The organism is Frigoribacterium sp. CF331 (assembly GCF_057787905.1).
Genome location: NZ_CM173545.1, coordinates 1,368,654 through 1,385,472, shown reverse-complemented (window position 1 = coordinate 1,385,472; position 16,819 = coordinate 1,368,654). Strand labels below are relative to the sequence as shown.

13 protein-coding genes are annotated in these 16,819 nt (G+C 65.9%); 5 read left to right on the top strand and 8 right to left on the bottom strand.

From position 1 onward, the window contains the following. Positions 1 to 14 precede the first annotated feature (14 nt). Entirely contained in the window at positions 15 to 731 is a 717-nt protein-coding gene (locus AC3CCI_RS06450; RefSeq protein ID WP_488628461.1) for a DUF1889 family protein, read from the top strand. A gap of 423 nt (positions 732 to 1,154) precedes the next feature. Here AC3CCI_RS06450 and AC3CCI_RS06445 read toward each other — a convergent pair whose 3' ends face one another. Further along, positions 1,155 to 3,515, bottom strand: coding sequence for an ATP-dependent nuclease (locus AC3CCI_RS06445; RefSeq protein ID WP_488628460.1), 2,361 nt, complete (start codon positions 3,513 to 3,515; stop codon positions 1,155 to 1,157). A gap of 677 nt (positions 3,516 to 4,192) precedes the next feature. Between AC3CCI_RS06445 and AC3CCI_RS06440 the strand changes: the two genes are divergently transcribed. Further along, positions 4,193 to 4,420, top strand: coding sequence for a DUF3892 domain-containing protein (locus tag AC3CCI_RS06440; protein WP_488628459.1), 228 nt, complete (start codon positions 4,193 to 4,195; stop codon positions 4,418 to 4,420). A 173-nt stretch (positions 4,421 to 4,593) separates the two neighbouring features. On the opposite strand, the gene AC3CCI_RS06435 is transcribed toward AC3CCI_RS06440, so the two are convergent. Beyond that, positions 4,594 to 5,427, bottom strand: a complete 834-nt coding sequence (locus AC3CCI_RS06435; protein ID WP_488628458.1) for a GSU2403 family nucleotidyltransferase fold protein — start codon at positions 5,425 to 5,427, stop codon at positions 4,594 to 4,596. A 1,411-nt stretch (positions 5,428 to 6,838) separates the two neighbouring features. On the opposite strand from AC3CCI_RS06435, the gene AC3CCI_RS06430 reads away from it, so the two are divergent. Both AC3CCI_RS06430 and AC3CCI_RS06425 read left to right on the top strand, forming a co-directional pair. Then, positions 6,839 to 7,930 (top strand): hypothetical protein, encoded by a 1,092-nt coding sequence (locus AC3CCI_RS06430; RefSeq protein ID WP_488628457.1) that lies wholly within the window; start codon positions 6,839 to 6,841, stop codon positions 7,928 to 7,930. Positions 7,931 to 8,021: 91 nt separating this feature from the next. Further along, on the top strand, positions 8,022 to 8,480 hold the full coding sequence (locus AC3CCI_RS06425; RefSeq protein WP_488628456.1) for a hypothetical protein: 459 nt from the start codon (positions 8,022 to 8,024) through the stop codon (positions 8,478 to 8,480). Between the two features lie 309 nt (positions 8,481 to 8,789). Here the strand turns inward: AC3CCI_RS06425 and AC3CCI_RS06420 are convergent, their stop codons facing one another. Further along, complete coding sequence (locus AC3CCI_RS06420; RefSeq protein WP_488628455.1) at positions 8,790 to 8,954, bottom strand: twin-arginine translocation signal domain-containing protein; 165 nt, start codon at positions 8,952 to 8,954, stop codon at positions 8,790 to 8,792. 197 nt (positions 8,955 to 9,151) lie between these two features. Here AC3CCI_RS06420 and AC3CCI_RS06415 point away from each other — a divergent pair, with 197 nt between their 5' ends. After that, positions 9,152 to 9,556 (top strand): four-helix bundle copper-binding protein, encoded by a 405-nt coding sequence (locus AC3CCI_RS06415; protein WP_488628454.1) that lies wholly within the window; start codon positions 9,152 to 9,154, stop codon positions 9,554 to 9,556. Between the two features lie 46 nt (positions 9,557 to 9,602). Here the strand turns inward: AC3CCI_RS06415 and AC3CCI_RS06410 are convergent, their stop codons facing one another. The 5 genes from AC3CCI_RS06410 to AC3CCI_RS06390 all read right to left on the bottom strand — a co-directional run bounded on the left by AC3CCI_RS06410 (position 9,603) and on the right by AC3CCI_RS06390 (position 16,743). Next, complete coding sequence (locus AC3CCI_RS06410; RefSeq protein WP_488628453.1) at positions 9,603 to 10,187, bottom strand: DUF1349 domain-containing protein; 585 nt, start codon at positions 10,185 to 10,187, stop codon at positions 9,603 to 9,605. Between the two features lie 194 nt (positions 10,188 to 10,381). Next, the gene (locus AC3CCI_RS06405; RefSeq protein WP_488628452.1) at positions 10,382 to 13,510 is read right to left on the bottom strand and encodes a glycoside hydrolase family 38 N-terminal domain-containing protein; all 3,129 of its coding nucleotides are present in this window, start codon (positions 13,508 to 13,510) and stop codon (positions 10,382 to 10,384) included. Positions 13,511 to 13,666: 156 nt separating this feature from the next. Then, a complete protein-coding gene (locus tag AC3CCI_RS06400; RefSeq protein WP_488628451.1) occupies positions 13,667 to 14,485 on the bottom strand; it encodes a carbohydrate ABC transporter permease in 819 nt (272 codons plus the stop codon). 9 nt (positions 14,486 to 14,494) lie between these two features. After that, entirely contained in the window at positions 14,495 to 15,442 is a 948-nt protein-coding gene (locus AC3CCI_RS06395; protein WP_488628450.1) for a carbohydrate ABC transporter permease, read from the bottom strand. Beyond that, the gene (locus AC3CCI_RS06390; protein WP_488628449.1) at positions 15,439 to 16,743 is read right to left on the bottom strand and encodes an ABC transporter substrate-binding protein; all 1,305 of its coding nucleotides are present in this window, start codon (positions 16,741 to 16,743) and stop codon (positions 15,439 to 15,441) included. Before AC3CCI_RS06390 ends, AC3CCI_RS06395 begins: the two co-directional genes overlap by 4 nt. Between the last annotated feature and the right edge of the window lie 76 nt (positions 16,744 to 16,819).

Below are 16,819 nucleotides of genomic sequence, written 5' to 3'. Positions count from 1 at the left end.
GAGAGGCTCTCGCCATGATGTTTGAAGCTGATCGTTTGAACGTGCCTAGGGCGTACCTGCCACTCAGCGGTGACAACGCTGCCGACCTGTCGATCGCGCTGACATGGCTGGCAGGAACGGGACTCGCCACCGGGCAGGGGATCGGCGTGCAAATTCCTTCCCGCAACGCCATCCGAGAGAATCCGGCACTTCGAGACTTGGATCGCCGCGGCCTCGCCGCCTTCGCAACCTGGCGGCACAGCAGTGCAAACAAGAGCGTGACGGGGCCGCAGCTGTCGTTCTTTCCCGACCTCGAGATGCTCCTGGCCCTCGAGGATCGCAAAACAACGGCGCTCGTCGTCCTTGGCGTCCACGACTCGCACCGTGCATGGGTGAGCGCATACGATGTGCCCTCCCTAGGCGTCAGCTCCGTCGGTGAAGTACCGGCGCCAGACCCAATTCTCATGGCTGCTTTGGCAACCTTCACGAACTCCGTTAACTCGAATACCGGTATCACTGACCCCCGAGACAAGTCCCGGGTAGTGGACGGGCTGCAGAAGCTCAAGCGCGCCGGCGTCCCCTTCACGCAGGAACAGCTTGTGGCTGGAGCGCTTCGCCATAACTGGCGTGGGTCTGCAGCTTTCGCCCTCGGAACCGTCGGAGCCGAGATCCTGGCAGGCAAGCAGAAACGGGTTCGCGAGACCTACCGCGACAACATTGTCGACCTGTGGCGAGAAGAAGTAGGCACCTGAGATGGAGGTCCGCTTCCTCGTGTGATCCCCGTCCTCGGGCAAAACCACCGCACACTTGAGCCGGGCAGCTTCATCAAGCGCGAGGCGAGAGCTCTCGCTCATTGGCGGGACGGCACGCGATCGTGTGCCTCGGCGGCGGCAACAAGTTCCTCTCGACTGGCCCCTAAGCCCGCTCGAACGGCGAGACCGTGCCAGAGGGTCTGGATCGAACCGTCTATCGCCGCTGGTTGCAAGGCCGCGGGGGCATCACCCAACCTTGGATCCCGCTCGGTGCACTCTTTAAGTGACGGGGCTTGGCCTCACGGCATCGCCGGTGATTGTGCACCTACCCCGGCACGGTGAACGAAGAGGACGCGGCCGCTGGCCCACGAAGAAACAGGTGGCCGAGGTGGACCCCGAACTGCGCCGGTTCCAAGCCATGACTTATTCGTCGTCAGCTGCCAATTCGGGAGCAACGGTACGGCTGCTCACATCCGGAGATACATTCCGTTCTGGCTCTCGTATCCACTTCACACCGAGGAGTGCATCGCGGAATGCGTCAAAGCCCTTTAGAGGGCCCGTGAGCGAGTTTTCAAGATCGTTGGATCGAAGAATTTTGTTCAGATCGATTCGGATGTGGTCGGCCTCTGCGGATTCGTCGAGGAGCTGCTCTAGCTCGCGAATGAAGGACCGCGCCCGTCGGCGCGTCACGCCATCTTGGTGCTCCTGCAGGAACGTCCCAATGCTTCGCTCGAGCCTGCTGGCACCCCTCCGCGAGACCTCTTCCGTGTTCGCGTCATCGAGCAGATCGGCAATGTGTCTGAGCAATGTGAAGAAGTTACGCCGCATATTGGCGGCGCTCTCGCTCGTATCGTGTGAGGCGACCGAAAGCAGTTCACGCGAGAAAGCGACCTTGTCAAGATTGGCGTCGTATAGAGCGGTGTATGCCTCCGACAGGGCCGGCCACATCGACTTCGTGGCCTTGACCTGCTTGCCAATCGCTGCCGTGTCCAGGTCAGCAATCGTCGATCCGTCAGAAAAGGTTCGTGCCACCTGCTGCGCTGCGGCGACGGCCAACGAAAGCGGAATCAGATCCTCAGGCTCTTCAACGACCACCCCGGGCTCCAAAACCAGCGAGCCCGCTGCGAGGGCCCAGTCGCTGACGACAACAACGAACCTCTGGCCGATCACATGACGCTTTCCAGCCTTAAGAGCTCGCAATGTGCGCGCACCACCCTGGCCCTGCTTGTCTCCGTCAAAGAGAGCGACGGCGGGGGGCAGGGTGCCTCCACGACCGCGGGCCAAATAGACCATGTAGGGGATTGAATCCGCACCATTGGCAGGAACAACGGTCACCTCATTGAGATCCAAGGTGGGCTGAGCATGCCGAGTGAGGTCAGCCACCATGCCCGTCAGGAGAACCTGATCGGCGATGCCCTCGACGAAGAGATTGCGGCCACCGATGAAAGCGGTCTCAGCAGTGGACACACCAAGTGAGGTGCGAAGAGGCTCGTAGTGGTTCTGCGTCGCGTCTCGTACGACTCGGGTGCCCTCGTCCTCTTTCCCTTTGTCGAGGACTCGAATGCGTTGCCCGGCATTTCGGTCGATCAGGAACGGAGAGTGCGTCACATAGACGACCTGGCGTTCGATGCCACCTGCTTCCGGACGGGCATATTCCTGGAGCACCCGCAGCAGATCCTGCTGTCCTCGGCTAGAGAGGAAAGCATCGGGCTCGTCCAGGAGCATGATCTCGTCCGGGCGGGCCTTAGGTTTGTGAGCTTCGAGCTGGACGAAATAGCTCAAGAAGTACTGCAGACCCTGGCTTCGCTCGGCAAATGAGTAGGAAGACTTCGTGCGGTCCCGAATCACCAGTGCGAGTTCTTGCTCGCGCGCCTTGACTTGGATGTCGAAGTTCGAATCCTGCGTCCACCAGCGCCGGAAGTTGAGGTGCTCATCGATAGCCGTATTCATCGCCCCGATGATGCCTTCGATCTCACCCTCGTGTTCATCGTCTATGGCCGTCTGAAGGCGTAGAAAACTGGACGGAGAAATCTTGGCGATATCGATCAGGAGCTTGCGTCCTAGCTCAAATTCCTCCCTCCGCCTCAATTCGGATTCAGAGGCGCCCTCTCCCGCCCATGTCTTCAACAAAGCGGGGAGGCCCATGACTGCCTTATCTGGCGATTCTCCATCGCTTTCATCGACCAGAGCCATCAACTCGCGACGCCGACGACGCTGATCCATCTTCTTCCGAGGCGTGCCAGCCAGGGCAAGGATTGGCATCGTGTCGGGCATGCGGAGATGAGTTTGGAGCTTGAAAACCTGCGGCAACACTTCTGTGAGGGCCGCCACATCGAGACCTATCCGTTCTCCTCGGAAGACGGCAAATGCCGTATCTAGGCCAGGTCGAATGACTGTGAATGATTCGCCCGACACCAGCGCAGGAATGAAGCCTTGAACAAGTGCCACATCGGCGTCGGACTCGGGTGTCCACCGCGCTCCGTATTCAGGAGCACGTTCCTCGCCCTGCTGGACTGAATAAAAATGGCTGTAGCGGCAGAAGTCAGAAGGGCTGATGTTTTTCCCAGTGACTGCGCTTTCGGCCGCATTGAGCATCTGCGTCTTGCCGGCCTCATTGCTTCCAATCACGGCCGTGACCTCTGGGTCGATCAGGACCTCGACGAACGGGAACCAACCCTCGGCGGTGTCTTCCCATGCCTCGAACTCATTCGTCGAGCGCCACTTGCGTTCAAAGTCGTAGTTAAACGATCGATAGAACCGAACCAGAACTGCCGAAAGCCTCATGCGTGGTGATGCTATGCGACAGGGACGACATTTGCAGGCGAACCTCGGTCGTGAGACGGGTGTTCCGCGGCGAACTATTTTTAGCGGCGCCTGAATGCTGCGGTGGGGCGACGAGTCCCCGACGATGAGAAAGACGCCTTGGCTGAAGATGCCTGATCGTGGTGGTGAAGGCGTGATCCGACGGGTCGGTCGGAGTCCCAGTGCCATAGGCCTCATCCAGGGCCCGGCCCCTTGGCTTCGGGCGACGTCCTCGCAATGTCAGGGTGATAAGACGGCGCAGGGAAAAGACAGCTAATACCTGTCGGCCATTCGTGGCCGCTGGCGCTCTCGGCCAGCCCCCTGGCGAGGCACCAGCCCCCGTTGCGGCTCGCAGGGCCACGCGTGGGCCCTTCCACCGAGGCGCCGCTCGCCCGTCGCTTTTGGCGTGTGTATGAGTCGACCACTGCCGCTTGACGGGCCTGGAGTGATAGCCCGTCAAGATAGCCAGGCTCCGTGCGCGGCGGCTGCCACGGCCCGAGGGGGGACTCGAAGTTCTCGCTGCTAAGCCGGTGATGCATTCTCAGTGGCTAGCGCCGCGATCGGTATGGAGTGAAACTCACTCATCGGATGTGGCCACCCGCGTCGGTCCAAGGAAGAAGAGAAGGGGCGCAGCCATGGCTGATGCTTAGATTAGGAACGTGACCAAGGACAGAGACGGCGACATCACTCATGTAGGTGTTAGGGGCCGATGGGCTTGGCCTGTCTCCGACGCAGTGTCGTCCATCGAGTCGCGGAGCAACAGCCTCTACGTTCTGTGTCCTCAGCGTGCGGAGGTGTTCGTCGCCCAGACAGGTGGACGCAAGTTCCTGAAAACGACTGCCGACACTTCGCTGAGGACCAACCTCGACAACTTGCCGCCACTGTAACTTGCAAGGTTGCGTGCAAGAGGTCAGAGACCCCTCGCTCGCAACCGTGCTGTACGGCTCTAGGGCCTTCCGCTGCAGTATCGGCTCAGGCTGGACGGTGTTTTTGACCGGCGCACCGTCACCTGTATCGGCGAGGTCTCAGCGCGGAGGGCGACGCTCACGATTGTGTCTTGTCACAACTTATTCACCGCATCCAAAAGGTCCCGTGCGAGTAGAGCAACTGACGCGCTGACCTCGGGCGGATCTCCGATGCCCTCTTCGGCCCTGCCCGCCATCACTGCACCAATCGAATCGCGACCGCTGGCAAACATCGTCTCCAAATAAGCGAGAGCCTCTAAAGTAGGTCCGCTACTCGAATGATCTGCCTTCAACGCCCGGAAAGTGGCTGCTAGCTCCTCTGTTGATTTAGCTCGCAGGATGCGATAAAGATCGTGCGCGTCTTTGTCGACAAGCCTGTCTGGAGTGGCCTGACGCTCACCAAGTTTGTGAAGCTTCGCGACCATGAGAGCAGCAGGTCCCGCCACCTTGGCCTCGTAAGTGCGTTGATCACCATCGCTAAGCGCGGCGATCTCTATCACACTGTTGTCGACGAGTGCAGCTTCAAGGCCTCGGGCCCGACGCATCGCTGATTTGCCGTGAGGAGGCAGGCGGGCTGCGCGCCGTCCCCCGATTCCTGCGAAGTCCTCCGGGACCATAAGGTCGACCGGCACACCCTGCGGATTCATCCAAGCCCCAGGCTGGTTAGACGACGGATCCGCATAGAAGCCCGCAACCGTCATGGCCTCTTCGACTAATGGACTAATCCCAAGGCTCCTGGGATCTAATGCAAGATCGCTGTCTTTCGTCGCTTCCGCCAATGCCACGTCTGCACTTCCCGTGTGCAGGTACACGGCTTGGGCGCCGACCACAATTACAGACTCTCGATGCTCGCTAAGTGCTTCTAGGGCGTCGAGAAGAGCAGACCTCGCCTCGACCAGAAGGTTGTCACCTCCGCCAGGCTGGTTCATTTTTTTCCATCCATTTCAGTAACTCGAGGCCTTCAGATGGGTTACGTCCTGGGCCCGTTAGTAGGTCTACTACGACCTGCGAAGGCGCGGCAATTCTCAATCCGCTCCTGGGCGACTCTGTTGCTCTTTCGAAGACCACCTTGGATTCTGGCTCGGCAAGGATAACGTTGGCGCTACCGTCGGCTGGCCTGAGCCCCCAAGCGTCGACGGCTCGAGAGATGCTCTCGACGTACACCAGGGCTGCTCTTGGCGGTGCGTAAGGCTCCCACTCCGCCGCCGCCATTGATCCAGTAACTGTCCACGAGAAGTCGGTCCTGGCCGCCGCAGACTTTGCCCAATTCGAAATGCCGCGAGGATCCAGGTATCCCTTTGTCGTGTTGCTCCGCATAAAGCCGTAATCGCGACTCCATGCCTCAATCAAAGCCGGCCACTGGTGCGCCTCATAACGACCAGAGTCCGTCTTTGTGACCAGGCCCTCTTCCTGCAGGTACTCAAGGACTCGGTACGTCGCTCCCGTTGATGCGCCAGACTCTGCAACCAGATCGCGTACCGTCCACAAACGGTTGAAATCGATGAGCGCTCGGACGACCCGCGACGCAGGGTTCCCTTTGAGGGTTCCGCGAGGTCTGCCCTGATGATTTCGCCATGGGTCGCGGTCCAGGCCCTTGTCCGAGATGTAGACGGCAGGCTGGGTGACAAGCAACCGAACGTTCCCTGTGGCATCTAGGTATGAGCCGCCTTGGGCCGTAATCGCGTCTCGAACTGAAGGCGACAGGTACCGGCTAACCAGAAGCGGATAGGTGCTTTCTCGTCGTGTGTACTCGTTGAGGCGCTCCATTATGAGCGGAATATCTCTGCGCTCGACTAACCGTTTAGCTTCAACAGCCATGACAGCGTGAGACCCATCGGGCGCGACGAGGCGAACGCGGGCGTCCGGTTCCCGGCTGGCTAGAGCAGGTTCCCGCGTGACGGCCCAGGTACTTGGAAGTCGCTTGCGCAATGAATCAAAACACAGCTCGAGAAGATCGTTGGTCGATTCGGGAGCGATAGCTTGAAAGTCCATGTTCGCACTATGCCTTTGTTCGGTCGTCAGCCGAACGGCTGACTTTCCAAATCAGCTTACGTGATTTTCGGAAAATCGGCTGTTCGGCTGCCAGCTGAACGACCGATTTAAGGCCGTCTAACACGCGGACGTTTATTTTCCGCTTCACTAATGCATCAGGAAGGGCGGATCGAGCGGTTTCCGGCCGCGGCTTCTGCCCGCCCGGGGCAAGGGCCAGTCGTTGCCCCCTGCTCACTCCTGAGGCATACAAGTGCTTGCGGGCCAGCACGTACTGGGGCAGGGGCACGTGCCGAGGAGAGCGTGCCGCGTCGCGCCCGTGCCGCCTCGCCGGGTCCCTAAAGTGGCGTCATGACCTGGACCGCGTCGCCCCGAGTGGCCACTGCTTCAGATGAACCTGTAGTCATCGCCTGCGATGAATCCGGGTCGGAGGGGGAGAACCTGATGCGCGCGCAACATCCTGTCTTTGTCCACGCCAGCGTGGACCTGTCTGTCGATGATGCGCAAGCGTTCATGGACGAGTTGCGGTCGGTCACGGGTTCACGCGCTGAGGAGCTGAAGTCGCCGGTGGTCATGCAACCGGCTCATCGCGCTCTATTGCTTGATCTCTTGGGAGCCCTCCATGGGCGCGGAAACATCAACCTCGTCGACAAGTCGTACTTCGTTTGCGCCAAACTCATCGCTTTGCTCGTGGAAGAGCAAGCGCACACTCGCGGCGTAGACCTAGCGGGAAGCGGACTCGCGCGCCAGTACGCCTCCACCCTCCACGACATTGCCCCCGTCGAACTTGGAGCGGAGCTATGGCGCGATGTGCTGACCACGTACAACGACTTCATCCGTTCGTATCTGAGGGCTCGAAGTGTTCCCCCCACCTCAGAGGCTTTCTTCGCGGCCCTTGCACAGGCTCGCGAGAAAGCTGCCTCCCAACCGCTCGCGCTGCTTCTTGAGGCGATCTGGGAGGCCCGGCACTTCGCGGCGGAGTACGACGGGCCCAGAGCTCACGAAATGCGTGAGATGGATCCCATGGCCAGCACCTTGAACAGCGTCTCGATGGCGTGGCGCCTCCGACTGGGCGACGTTCCGATGGAGTTCCTTGCCGATCAATACTCCACACTGACGGAGGACATGTGCGACCTGATCGTGAGAGCTGCCCAAGCGGAGCTCAAAATTGCCGATGTCGCCCTGCCTCGAGCGAACCTCAGAGCCATTCGCCTCGTGGACTCTCGAGTCGATGCGCGAGTGCAAGTGGCCGACATCCTCGGTGGTGTCGGACGTGAGATCGCTCGTCTCGCGGAGGCCGGCACCTTCGACGACGACCTCCAAAGAGTGACCAGCGAGATGCTGGACTTCAACGGCATGTGGTCCGAAGGTTCCCCGCTCGACGTCCTCTATGAGCGTCGTCCGCCGCAGTACATCCAGGCCTACCTCGACACCTTGCGCTGACGGGCGACAGGCATGTTGCAGTCGTGGCCGTCACCACCTCAGAGCTACGACGTTCCACGGACTGGGCTCCTTGCTGGAGTGCCGTCTTCCCGTGCATCTTGCCTTGAACTCACCAAATGACTACCTAGCTCTGCCGGCGTTCGTCATTTCAATTATCGCTGCGGCTTTCGGCCTTGGCGCACTTGGCTGGAATGTATGGGCATGGCGGCAGTCCGGGGCGCGGGTGACGCTTGAAGTTTTCGCGGCCCATAGCGCCGACGTCCAGTGGATCACTGTGATCGTCCGCAATCTGGGTCGCTCTGCCATCACCGTCAATGAAGTCGTGCTGTTCGAGGACGGCAACCCTGCATCGCCCGAATCGACTCAAACACTCCTGGGTACCGAGGAAGGGGACGAGCGCGTGCCACACCGCCTAGAGCCCCAGTCAAGCCTGGAATTTGAGGAGCAGTACAAGCACCCTGATCCGATGCATGGTCATGATCGCTACTGGGTGTCCCTGCGCCTGGCGAACGGTGATGAGGTGAACAGTAGGTGGGTCCGCAATATGTAGTCGAGGCGTCTAGATCAGGCCCACCGTGCCGACAATTTAGGAACTAACTGTCCCCGTCCTTATCCCGCCAAAGCAAAAGGCTCAGGCAAGCAAGGAGCTCGACTCGAGCTAGAGGATTTTTCGACGCCACCGGGAGGATGGACCAGAACAAGGTCCGCATCAAAGCCTGTGTTTCTGCAGTAAACCGAGTTTCGCAAGCAGCCCGCCAGAGCGAAAGCCCTGAGAACCCTGTCTTCGCAGGGGGCTCGGGGCTTTTCTCATTCTTCGCAGATCTCTTCGGCACCCAACGCAGCAGCGCGCCTTCGGTTCTCAGAGGACGGCGTAGGCGATGGTGGCGGCCGCGACGGCGCCGGCCGCGCAGAACGTCACGAGCGTGCGACGAGACAGGGAGCGCTCCGCGCGGATGTCCCTCACCGCGAGCACGATCGCCACGACGGCGATGACGACCATCACGCCGACTCCGAGGAGGATCACGACTCGCATCATCACTCGTCGACCGTAGCGGAGGGCCCGAGGCGTCGCTCGGACACGTCCCGTCCTCGCGGGTATCAGGCGGCTCGGTCGCTGCGCTCTTGGCCGCAAAACGTGGGGCCGCGACCCCCTCCACCCCGGCGGGGCCATCATGGGCGGCGAACCACCGCCCCCACCCGACACCGCGCAGGAGGACCGCCATGACCACCACGACCGCCATGCTCGACAGCAACCCCAAGGAGTTCGGCGCCCTCGACCGCGGCGCCCTCGCCACCGCCATCGACGCCGCCTCCGAGTGTGCTCGTACCTGCGCGGCCTGCGCCGACGCCTGCCTCTCCGAGGACATGGTCGCCGAGCTGACCGACTGCATCCGCACCGACCTGAACTGCTCCGACGTGTGCGCGACCACCGCCTCCGTCCTCTCGCGCGCCACCCCGGCGACCGCGGACGTCACCCGCGCCGTCGTCGAGGCCTGCCTCGTCGCGTGCCGCTCGTGCGCCGACGAGTGCGCCCAGCACGCCGACATGCACGAGCACTGCCGCATCTGTGCCGACGCCTGCCGCCGCTGCATCGACGCCTGCACCGCCCTGCTCGAGACCCTCTGACGCGAGGTAGGACGCTTAGATCGTCGGCGAGGCGAGGCGTGGGCGGTCAGTCCTCGGGGTGCAGGCTCGCGTCCGCCTCGGTCGAGCGCCACGCGGTGAAGTGGACGGTGAGGTCGGCGCGCGAGGGGGCGCAGCAGAAGGGGCCGGCGCTGACGTCGGCGTCCGGGGCGAGCGGGGCGACCCGGACGAGGCGCCAGGGCTCGTCGTCGACCCGCGCCCGGACGGTGAGCGCGTCGCCCGAGCGGCTGGCGCGGATCGTCACGGTGCGACCGGCCCAGTCCACGGGGGAGAGCGACCAGTCGGACTGACCACGCGTCACCACGGCTCCGAGGCTCTGCTCGCCGTCGCTCAGCTCGACCCCGGCCTTGACCCACGTCTCGGGGTCGACCGAGACGAAGACTCCGGCCTGGTCGAACTGCGCCGAGAAGTCGAGGACGAACGAGACCTCCATCGCGGTGCCCTGCGGGAGGGGCGCGACCAGGGCGTGCTCGGTGTCGTGCACGAAGCCGTACGACGTGATGCGCCAGGCGTCGCTGCCCTCCGCCGCCGTCACCCGCAGGCCGTCGTCGGCGACGGCGACCGCGGTCGGCTCGGTGGTCCAGGTGCCGGTGGTCCAGGGGATGTCGGTCATGCCACCATCCTGCCGCGTCCGAGGAGGCGCGGTGCCGGTCGGACCCGCACCGCGCCTCCTGCGGTGAAAGCGGCACCGCCGCACCGTCGACTGGACATGGCACCGCCGAATTCGACGGTGCGACGTCCACTCGGCGGTGCGACGCGAGACCCGCCCGCGCCCCGCCCCGCGCCCCGCCCTGCGCGCGCCCGGCCTCAGCCCCGCCGCACCCGCACGCCGACCGACTCGTACGGCCGCAGCTCGACCGCGACCGTGGACCCCCGCAGCTCGAGCGGCCCGGTCCTGTCACCGAGGAAGGTCGTGCGCTCGACCGACGCCACGTCGACGCCGAAGCCCAGCGTGACCGTCGTGGCCACGTCGGCGACCGACTGCAGCTGCACCAGCGACGACGCCTCGTCGTCCGACACCACCGCGACCAGCCGCACCCGGTCGTCGTCGAGCGTCAGCAGCTCGACCGAGGCGCGCTCGTCGACCCCCGACCGGCCGGCCGGCACCGACGTCAGCGGCCGCACCAGGTCGGCCGTCGTCGCCAGGGCGACCGCCTCGACGGCCTGGCCCGGCCGGGCCCGCACGCCGACGGCGTACTCGAAGGTCGCGTCGAAGCCCTGCTCGATCGGGAAGTTCGTGTCCCACACGTTGTTGTGCACCCACGAGTACACCGTCGCCGCACCCACCGGGCTCGTGCTCGCCGGGAACGGCGCGTACGGCAGGCTGATCGTGCCCGGCATGACCAGCGGTGCGTCCTTCGTGACCCAGGCCACCGCCTCCGGACCGTCCTCGACCGTCACCCAGTGGCGGATCGCCCGCATGTGCTGCGACGCCCCGGGCACGTGCGACAGCCCGGTGCCCGTCACCCCGCCCGACACCTCGTACCGCACCGACGGCTCGGCGGCCGCGAACGGGAACGCGAAGAACGCGGACTCCTTCGTGCGGGTGACCGGCTTCGTCAGCCGGTTCGCGATCAGGAGGCGCGGCTCGCCGTGGCGCAGACGGAGCGTCACGCGGACCTCGTCCACGCCCGCCGCCGCGAACGACCAGACCAGCCGCTCCTCGACCGCGTCGGTCACCCGCTCGACCAACACGGCCGGCCCGCCCGTGGAGCGCGACGCGAGCAGCTCGAGCCGGTCCGAGCTCCACAGCTTGTTCGCCAGGTGGTTCACGCCCGCCCCCGACGAGCCGTACTCTTCGTAGACGTACGCGTTGAAGCCGGTCGGGGCACCCGCGTCGACGAGCTCGCGCCCGGTGGCGAGCTCGACCAGCGAGCTGATCGCCGACGTCCGGGGGTCGACCCGCACCCGCAGGTACTCGTTCTCGAGCGTGAAGAGCTCGGCGGCCGACGTCGTCAGGGCGGGGTGCACGACCGGCTCGTCCGGCGCCGCGTCCGCCGCCACGACGTCGACGCGGACGAACCCCCACGCCGGCACGTCGCGCACCTGCGCCGTCACCCACCGGCCGGACTCGCGGTGCAGGACGTTCGACTGCGCGTCCTCGACGTGGGGCAGGTCGTCACCGCTGCGACCGTCGCGCAGGGCGATCGCGTCGGCCAGCGGCACCGTCGACTCCTTCAGCAGGAACCGCACGGCACCCCTCCTCGTCGCCCCCGACGCGTTCGCCACGACGATGCTCGTCAGCGCGCCGTCGGCGGCCCGGACCGCCCCGGCCAGGTAGACGAGCGCGTGTTCCTCGAGGTCGCGGCCGCGCTGGTGGGCCGCGATGCCGTGGCCGACCTTCCACTGCCATTGGCGCTCGCCGGAGTCGTAGCCCTCGTCACCGTGGGTCCACGAGTTGCTCGCCCCCCAGGTGTGCTCGTTGAACATCGAGATCGCGTCGTAGACCCGGTCGGCGTCCGCCGTCTCGGTCGGCACGGCCGACCCGCCGAGCCACGCGGCCGCCTGCGAGAACGAGCGCGCGTCGCTGACCGACGCCTGCGCCTCCCGGGTCAGGGCCAGCGGCACCGCACCCGACCCGACGCCCTCGACCCACCAGTCGCCCCAGTCGCCCTCGACCGTCACGAGGTCGTCGCCGTGCCGGGCCTCGGCCTCGGCGAAGAAGTCCTCGTTCGTCGAGACCCGCAGCTGCGGCGACGTCCAGGTCTCGTTCCAGCGACGGACGGTCTCGGCCAGGTGCAGGCGGGCCGGGCCGTTGTCGCCCATGAAGCCCTGCGTGCGCAGGTGCAGGACGTCCCACGGGTAGCCGGGCCGCCCCTCCGCCTCCTCGCCGTGCGCCCCGAACACCCCGGGAGGGAACGGGTAGCCGCGCGTGGCGAGGGCGGTGAGGTAGGCCGGCAGGTACGTCTCGGCGACCTCGTAGTCCTCGGTGAGGCCGACCATCGGGCCCTCCATGTAGGCGAGGCCGTGCGGGCTGTCGGTCATCCAGACGATCACCGACCCGCCGGCGGGCGTCCGCCAGCGGAACATCCGCGGCAGGTCGAGCGCGCCGTTCGTGTGCGGCATCGACCGGCCGGCCCAGTTGTGTGCGACCGCCAGGTACTTGACGCCCACCTCTTGCAGCGCGTCGGGCAGGCCGGCGACCTGCCCGGGCACGTCGGTCTGCATCGCCGTCGTGAAGTCGATGCCGTGCTCGTCGCGGATGCGCCGCGCCTCGCGCAGCAGCTGGTGCAACTCTTCGGTCGAGCAGGTGTCGGTGTGCAGGTTGTAGGGCAGCGCGCTCAGGCCGACCCGCCCCTCCTTGACCAGGCGCACGAACTCGGCGACGGTGGCCGCGGGGCGGTGGCGCTCCCAGTCGGCGAAGGCCCAGAGGGCCTCGACGTTCCAGCGGAACCGGGCGGCGTCGGGCCAGTCGTCGGTCGCCGCGGCGAGCTCGACGACCGAGTCGAGGTACGACCGCTGCGACGAGATGACGTTCGTCTGGGGGTCCGTGTAGCCGAAGTCGAAGTGCGAGTGGTGGACGACGTGCACGTGCCAGTCGCGCTGCGGCTCGAGCGTGACGTCGATCGCCTCGGCGGCCGGGTCCGACCCGAGGCCGGGCAGGTGCAGCCGCACCTCGGTCGGTGCGTCGACCTCGCGGACCAGGAGGCGCACCGACAGCTCGTCGGGAGCCACCGGCCGGGCGAGCACCAGCTCGGCCCCGTCCGCCCCCGTGATGGAGACGCGGTCGAGTGCGGCCAGGTCGGACTCGTCGTCGACGAGGAGGCGCAGGGCCTGCGTGGCGACGCCGTCGACCGTGGTCTTCAGCGGTTCGGGCAGCACGCGGACGCGCACCCCGCCGACGGTGGCCGTCACGGCGGTGGCCCGGTCGAGCAGGCCGGCACGGGCCTCGAGGTGGGACCAGGGCTGGGCGGAGACGAGGGCGGCTTCGGTCATCGGGGTGGTTCTCCAGACGGTGGTGCGGGGGCGAGCGGTGAGGTGGTCGGAGCAGGGGAGGTTTGGTGCGAGAGGCGCGGTGCCGGTCGCGCGGTGCCGTGCGGGAGGCGCGGTGCGGGAGGCGCGGTGCCGGTCCCGCGGACGACGGTGCGCGGGTCAGGCCGTCGGGTTCAGCCCCCGCGCGAAGAAGCGCTGGAACGAGAAGAACACGATGATCGTCGGCAGCGAGGCGACCAGGGCGCCGGCGAGGGCCACCGGCGGGCCGTACGTCGAGTAGTTGCCGGTGAGGTCGGCGAGGGTCGCCATGACGGGGCGGATGTTCGAGCTCGACGACAGGGTCAGGCCGAAGAGCAGGTCGTTCCAGATCCAGGTGAACTGGAACACGAAGGCCGCCATCAGCGCGCTCGTCGACAGGGGCAGGTGCACCTGGAAGAACATGCGCGCCCAGCCGGCGCCGTCGAGCGACGCCGCCTCGCGGACCTCGGACGGCAGGCCCGTCATGTGGCCCCGCACGACGAAGAACGCGAACGGGATCGTCAGGGCGACGTAGACGAGCAGCATGCCGTACTGCGTGTCGAACAGCGACGCCGCGGCGTAGCCGGTGAACAGCGGCGACAGGAACGCCTGCAGCGGCAGGATCGTGCCGACGTAGATCACCCAGAACCACAGCGTCGGCCGCTTGAGCGGCATGATCGTCACCGCGAACGAGGCCAGCGAGGCGATGAACACGGCGGCCCCGGCCCCGACGACCGAGTACAGCAGGCTGTTGAGCATGCCCTGGCCGACGTTCGCGTTCTCGAACGCCGTGCGGATGTTGGTGAACAGCGAGAACGAGGTCGGCCACCACGAGGGCGTGCCCGAGTACTCGCTGCTCAGCGTGAAGGCGTTCACGACGAGCAGCCACGAGGGGATCAGCCAGATCAGGGAGGTGACGGCGAGCACGAGGCCGAGCAGGCGGCGGGAGGTCTTGGTCATCGGGGGCTCCTAGCTCTGGGCCGGCCGGAGCTGGCGGCGCAGGTACGCGTACGACGCGGCGACGACGACGACCGTCAGGAAGACCGCGACCGCGGCACCCGAGCCGTAGCGCGACAGGGTGAAGGTCTCGCGGTACATGGTCAGTGCGAGCGTCTCGGACGCCGTGCCCGGCCCGCCGTTCGTCAGCAGCAGCACCTGGTCGAAGACCTTGAGGCTGCCGACGATCGAGATGCCGACGACGACGATCGTCATGGGTCGCAGCTGGGGGAAGGTCACGGCCCAGAACAGCCGCCACCCCGAGGCACCGTCGAGCTGGGCGGCCTCGAGCGTGCTCGGCGGGATCGACTGCAGCCCGACGAGGAAGAGGATGACGCACGCGCCGGTCGCCTGCCACGTCGTCGCGACGATCATCATCACCGTGTTGAGCGGCCACTGCAGCAGCCACTGCGAGATCAGCGGGTCGAGCCCGAGGAGGCGCAACAACGTGTCGAGGCCGCCGTCGGTCGAGAGCATGAAGGTCCACACCACCGCGGTGGCCGAGCCCGAGATCGCGTACGGCAGGATGACGGCGAACCGGGCGAGGGCGCCGAGCTTCAGCTTCCACGTGCCGACCGCGATCGCGAGGCCGAGGCCGACGGGCAGCACCAGGGTGCCGACGACCCAGAAGAACGTGTTCAGCACCGACTGGCCGAAGGCCGGGTCGGTGAACATGGCCGTGTAGTTGTCGAGCCCGACCCAGCTGCGGGTGAAGCCGTTGTCGTCGAAGAAGCTGCGGTAGATCGTGAACGCGAAGGGCACGACGAGCAGCAGCACCACGAGCGCCACGGCCGGCGCGAGGAACGCGGCACCGGCGAGCGGTGCGCGGCCTGGTCGGTGCCGAGCGACGACGGAGGCGCGGGTCGGGTCGTCCGCCGGCGCGACGGCCTCTTGCGGGACGGGCGGTTGCGTGAGCGTCATGCGGCGTCCCAGATCTTCCACTCGGTGCGGGCACGCGCCTCCATCGACCGGAGGGTCGACTCGCCGTGGGCCTTCGTCGGGGTGACCATGAACGACCCCAGGTCTTGCACGTTGCCCTCGACCAGTGGCGTGGGCGACGCCTCCCAGTAGCGGATCAGCTCGGTCGGCTTGCTCGCGGCGATGTCGGCGGCCAGGTCTTTCACGAGGTCGGACTTCGGCAGGGCCGCGGGGTTGGGGCTGGTGTCGCCGAGGAACCCCACCCACGCCTCTTGCACGTCGGTGGCGAGCCAGTTGCGGGCCACGTCGACGGCGGCGCCGCGTCGGTGGGCCTTGACCGGAACCGACAGCGAGCCGCTCTCGACGAGGACGGCCGGGGCCGTGGAGGAGGCGCGGGGTGGCACCCGGAAGAACCCGATGTCGTCGTCGGTGAGGCCCGCGGCCAGCAGGGTGTTGGCGAACCAGGTGCCGTAGAGCATCATGCCGAAGCGGCCCTCGGACACCAGGCCCGGCAGGTCGTTGGACGTGACGTCGGGGGCCGAGAAGAACCCGTCGGCGTACATGCCCGACCAGACGTCCATGGCCTCGCGGGCCGGGTCGTCGACGTAGCTCGCCTTGTCCGTCGTGACGGCGGCGTAGTAGTCGGGGTCGATCGAGGCCAGCAGCTGCATGAACCAGATCTCGGACTCCCACGTCGTCGCGCCCGGGGCCAGGAACGGCGTGATGCCCGCGTCCTTCAGCGTCTGCGCGGCGCCCATCAGGCCGTCGAAGGTGGTGGGGACCCCGATGCCGTTCTCGGCGAAGGCGCGCTTGCTGTAGAAGACGGCGTAGTAGCTCTTGTAGAGCGGCACGCCGTAGGCCTTGCCCTCGTAGCTGAACGACTCGCGCTGGGCCGGGTCGACCCAGCCGCGCCCGATCGCGTCGTCCCACACCTCGTTGAGGTCGGTGAGGATGTCGGCCCGGGCGATGTCTTGCAGGCGGTAGCCGTTCGTCCACTTGATGAGGTCGGTGGTGCTGTTCGTCTGCGCGGTCATGCGGATGATCTGGTTGTAGTTGGCGACGCTGGCGATCGAGCGCGACGTGATGCGGTAGCCGATGCGCGCCTCGAGGACGGCGGACGCGGCGTCGTAGCCGGGGCCCCAGGTGGGGTTGTCGCTGTTCAGGGTGACGGTGCCGGGGGCGGACGGCCGCGTGTCGGTGCCGCGGGCGCAGGCGGCCAGGGTCGCGGTCAGCAGCCCCACGCCACCGAGCGCGAGCGCCGTGCGACGGGTCATGGCCGGACCGCCGGGGATCGGGTGGGGCATGGTCGTTTCCGTTCGTCGTTGAATTGATAACGTTACCAACACCGTGCCACAGTCCTCGGGGTTTGACAAGCGCGGA

Bases quoted from the DNA above. Each gene is read 5' to 3' on its own strand.
- AC3CCI_RS06450 (WP_488628461.1), top strand. From the start codon at position 15: ATGATGTTTGAAGCTGATCGTTTGAACGTGCCTAGGGCGTACCTGCCA.
- AC3CCI_RS06445 (WP_488628460.1), bottom strand. From the start codon at position 3,515: ATGAGGCTTTCGGCAGTTCTGGTTCGGTTCTATCGATCGTTTAACTAC.
- AC3CCI_RS06435 (WP_488628458.1), bottom strand. From the start codon at position 5,427: ATGAACCAGCCTGGCGGAGGTGACAACCTTCTGGTCGAGGCGAGGTCT.
- AC3CCI_RS06430 (WP_488628457.1), top strand. From the start codon at position 6,839: ATGACCTGGACCGCGTCGCCCCGAGTGGCCACTGCTTCAGATGAACCT.
- AC3CCI_RS06415 (WP_488628454.1), top strand. From the start codon at position 9,152: ATGACCACCACGACCGCCATGCTCGACAGCAACCCCAAGGAGTTCGGC.
- AC3CCI_RS06410 (WP_488628453.1), bottom strand. From the start codon at position 10,187: ATGACCGACATCCCCTGGACCACCGGCACCTGGACCACCGAGCCGACC.
- AC3CCI_RS06405 (WP_488628452.1), bottom strand. From the start codon at position 13,510: ATGACCGAAGCCGCCCTCGTCTCCGCCCAGCCCTGGTCCCACCTCGAG.
- AC3CCI_RS06400 (WP_488628451.1), bottom strand. From the start codon at position 14,485: ATGACCAAGACCTCCCGCCGCCTGCTCGGCCTCGTGCTCGCCGTCACC.
- AC3CCI_RS06395 (WP_488628450.1), bottom strand. From the start codon at position 15,442: ATGACGCTCACGCAACCGCCCGTCCCGCAAGAGGCCGTCGCGCCGGCG.
- AC3CCI_RS06390 (WP_488628449.1), bottom strand. From the start codon at position 16,743: ATGCCCCACCCGATCCCCGGCGGTCCGGCCATGACCCGTCGCACGGCG.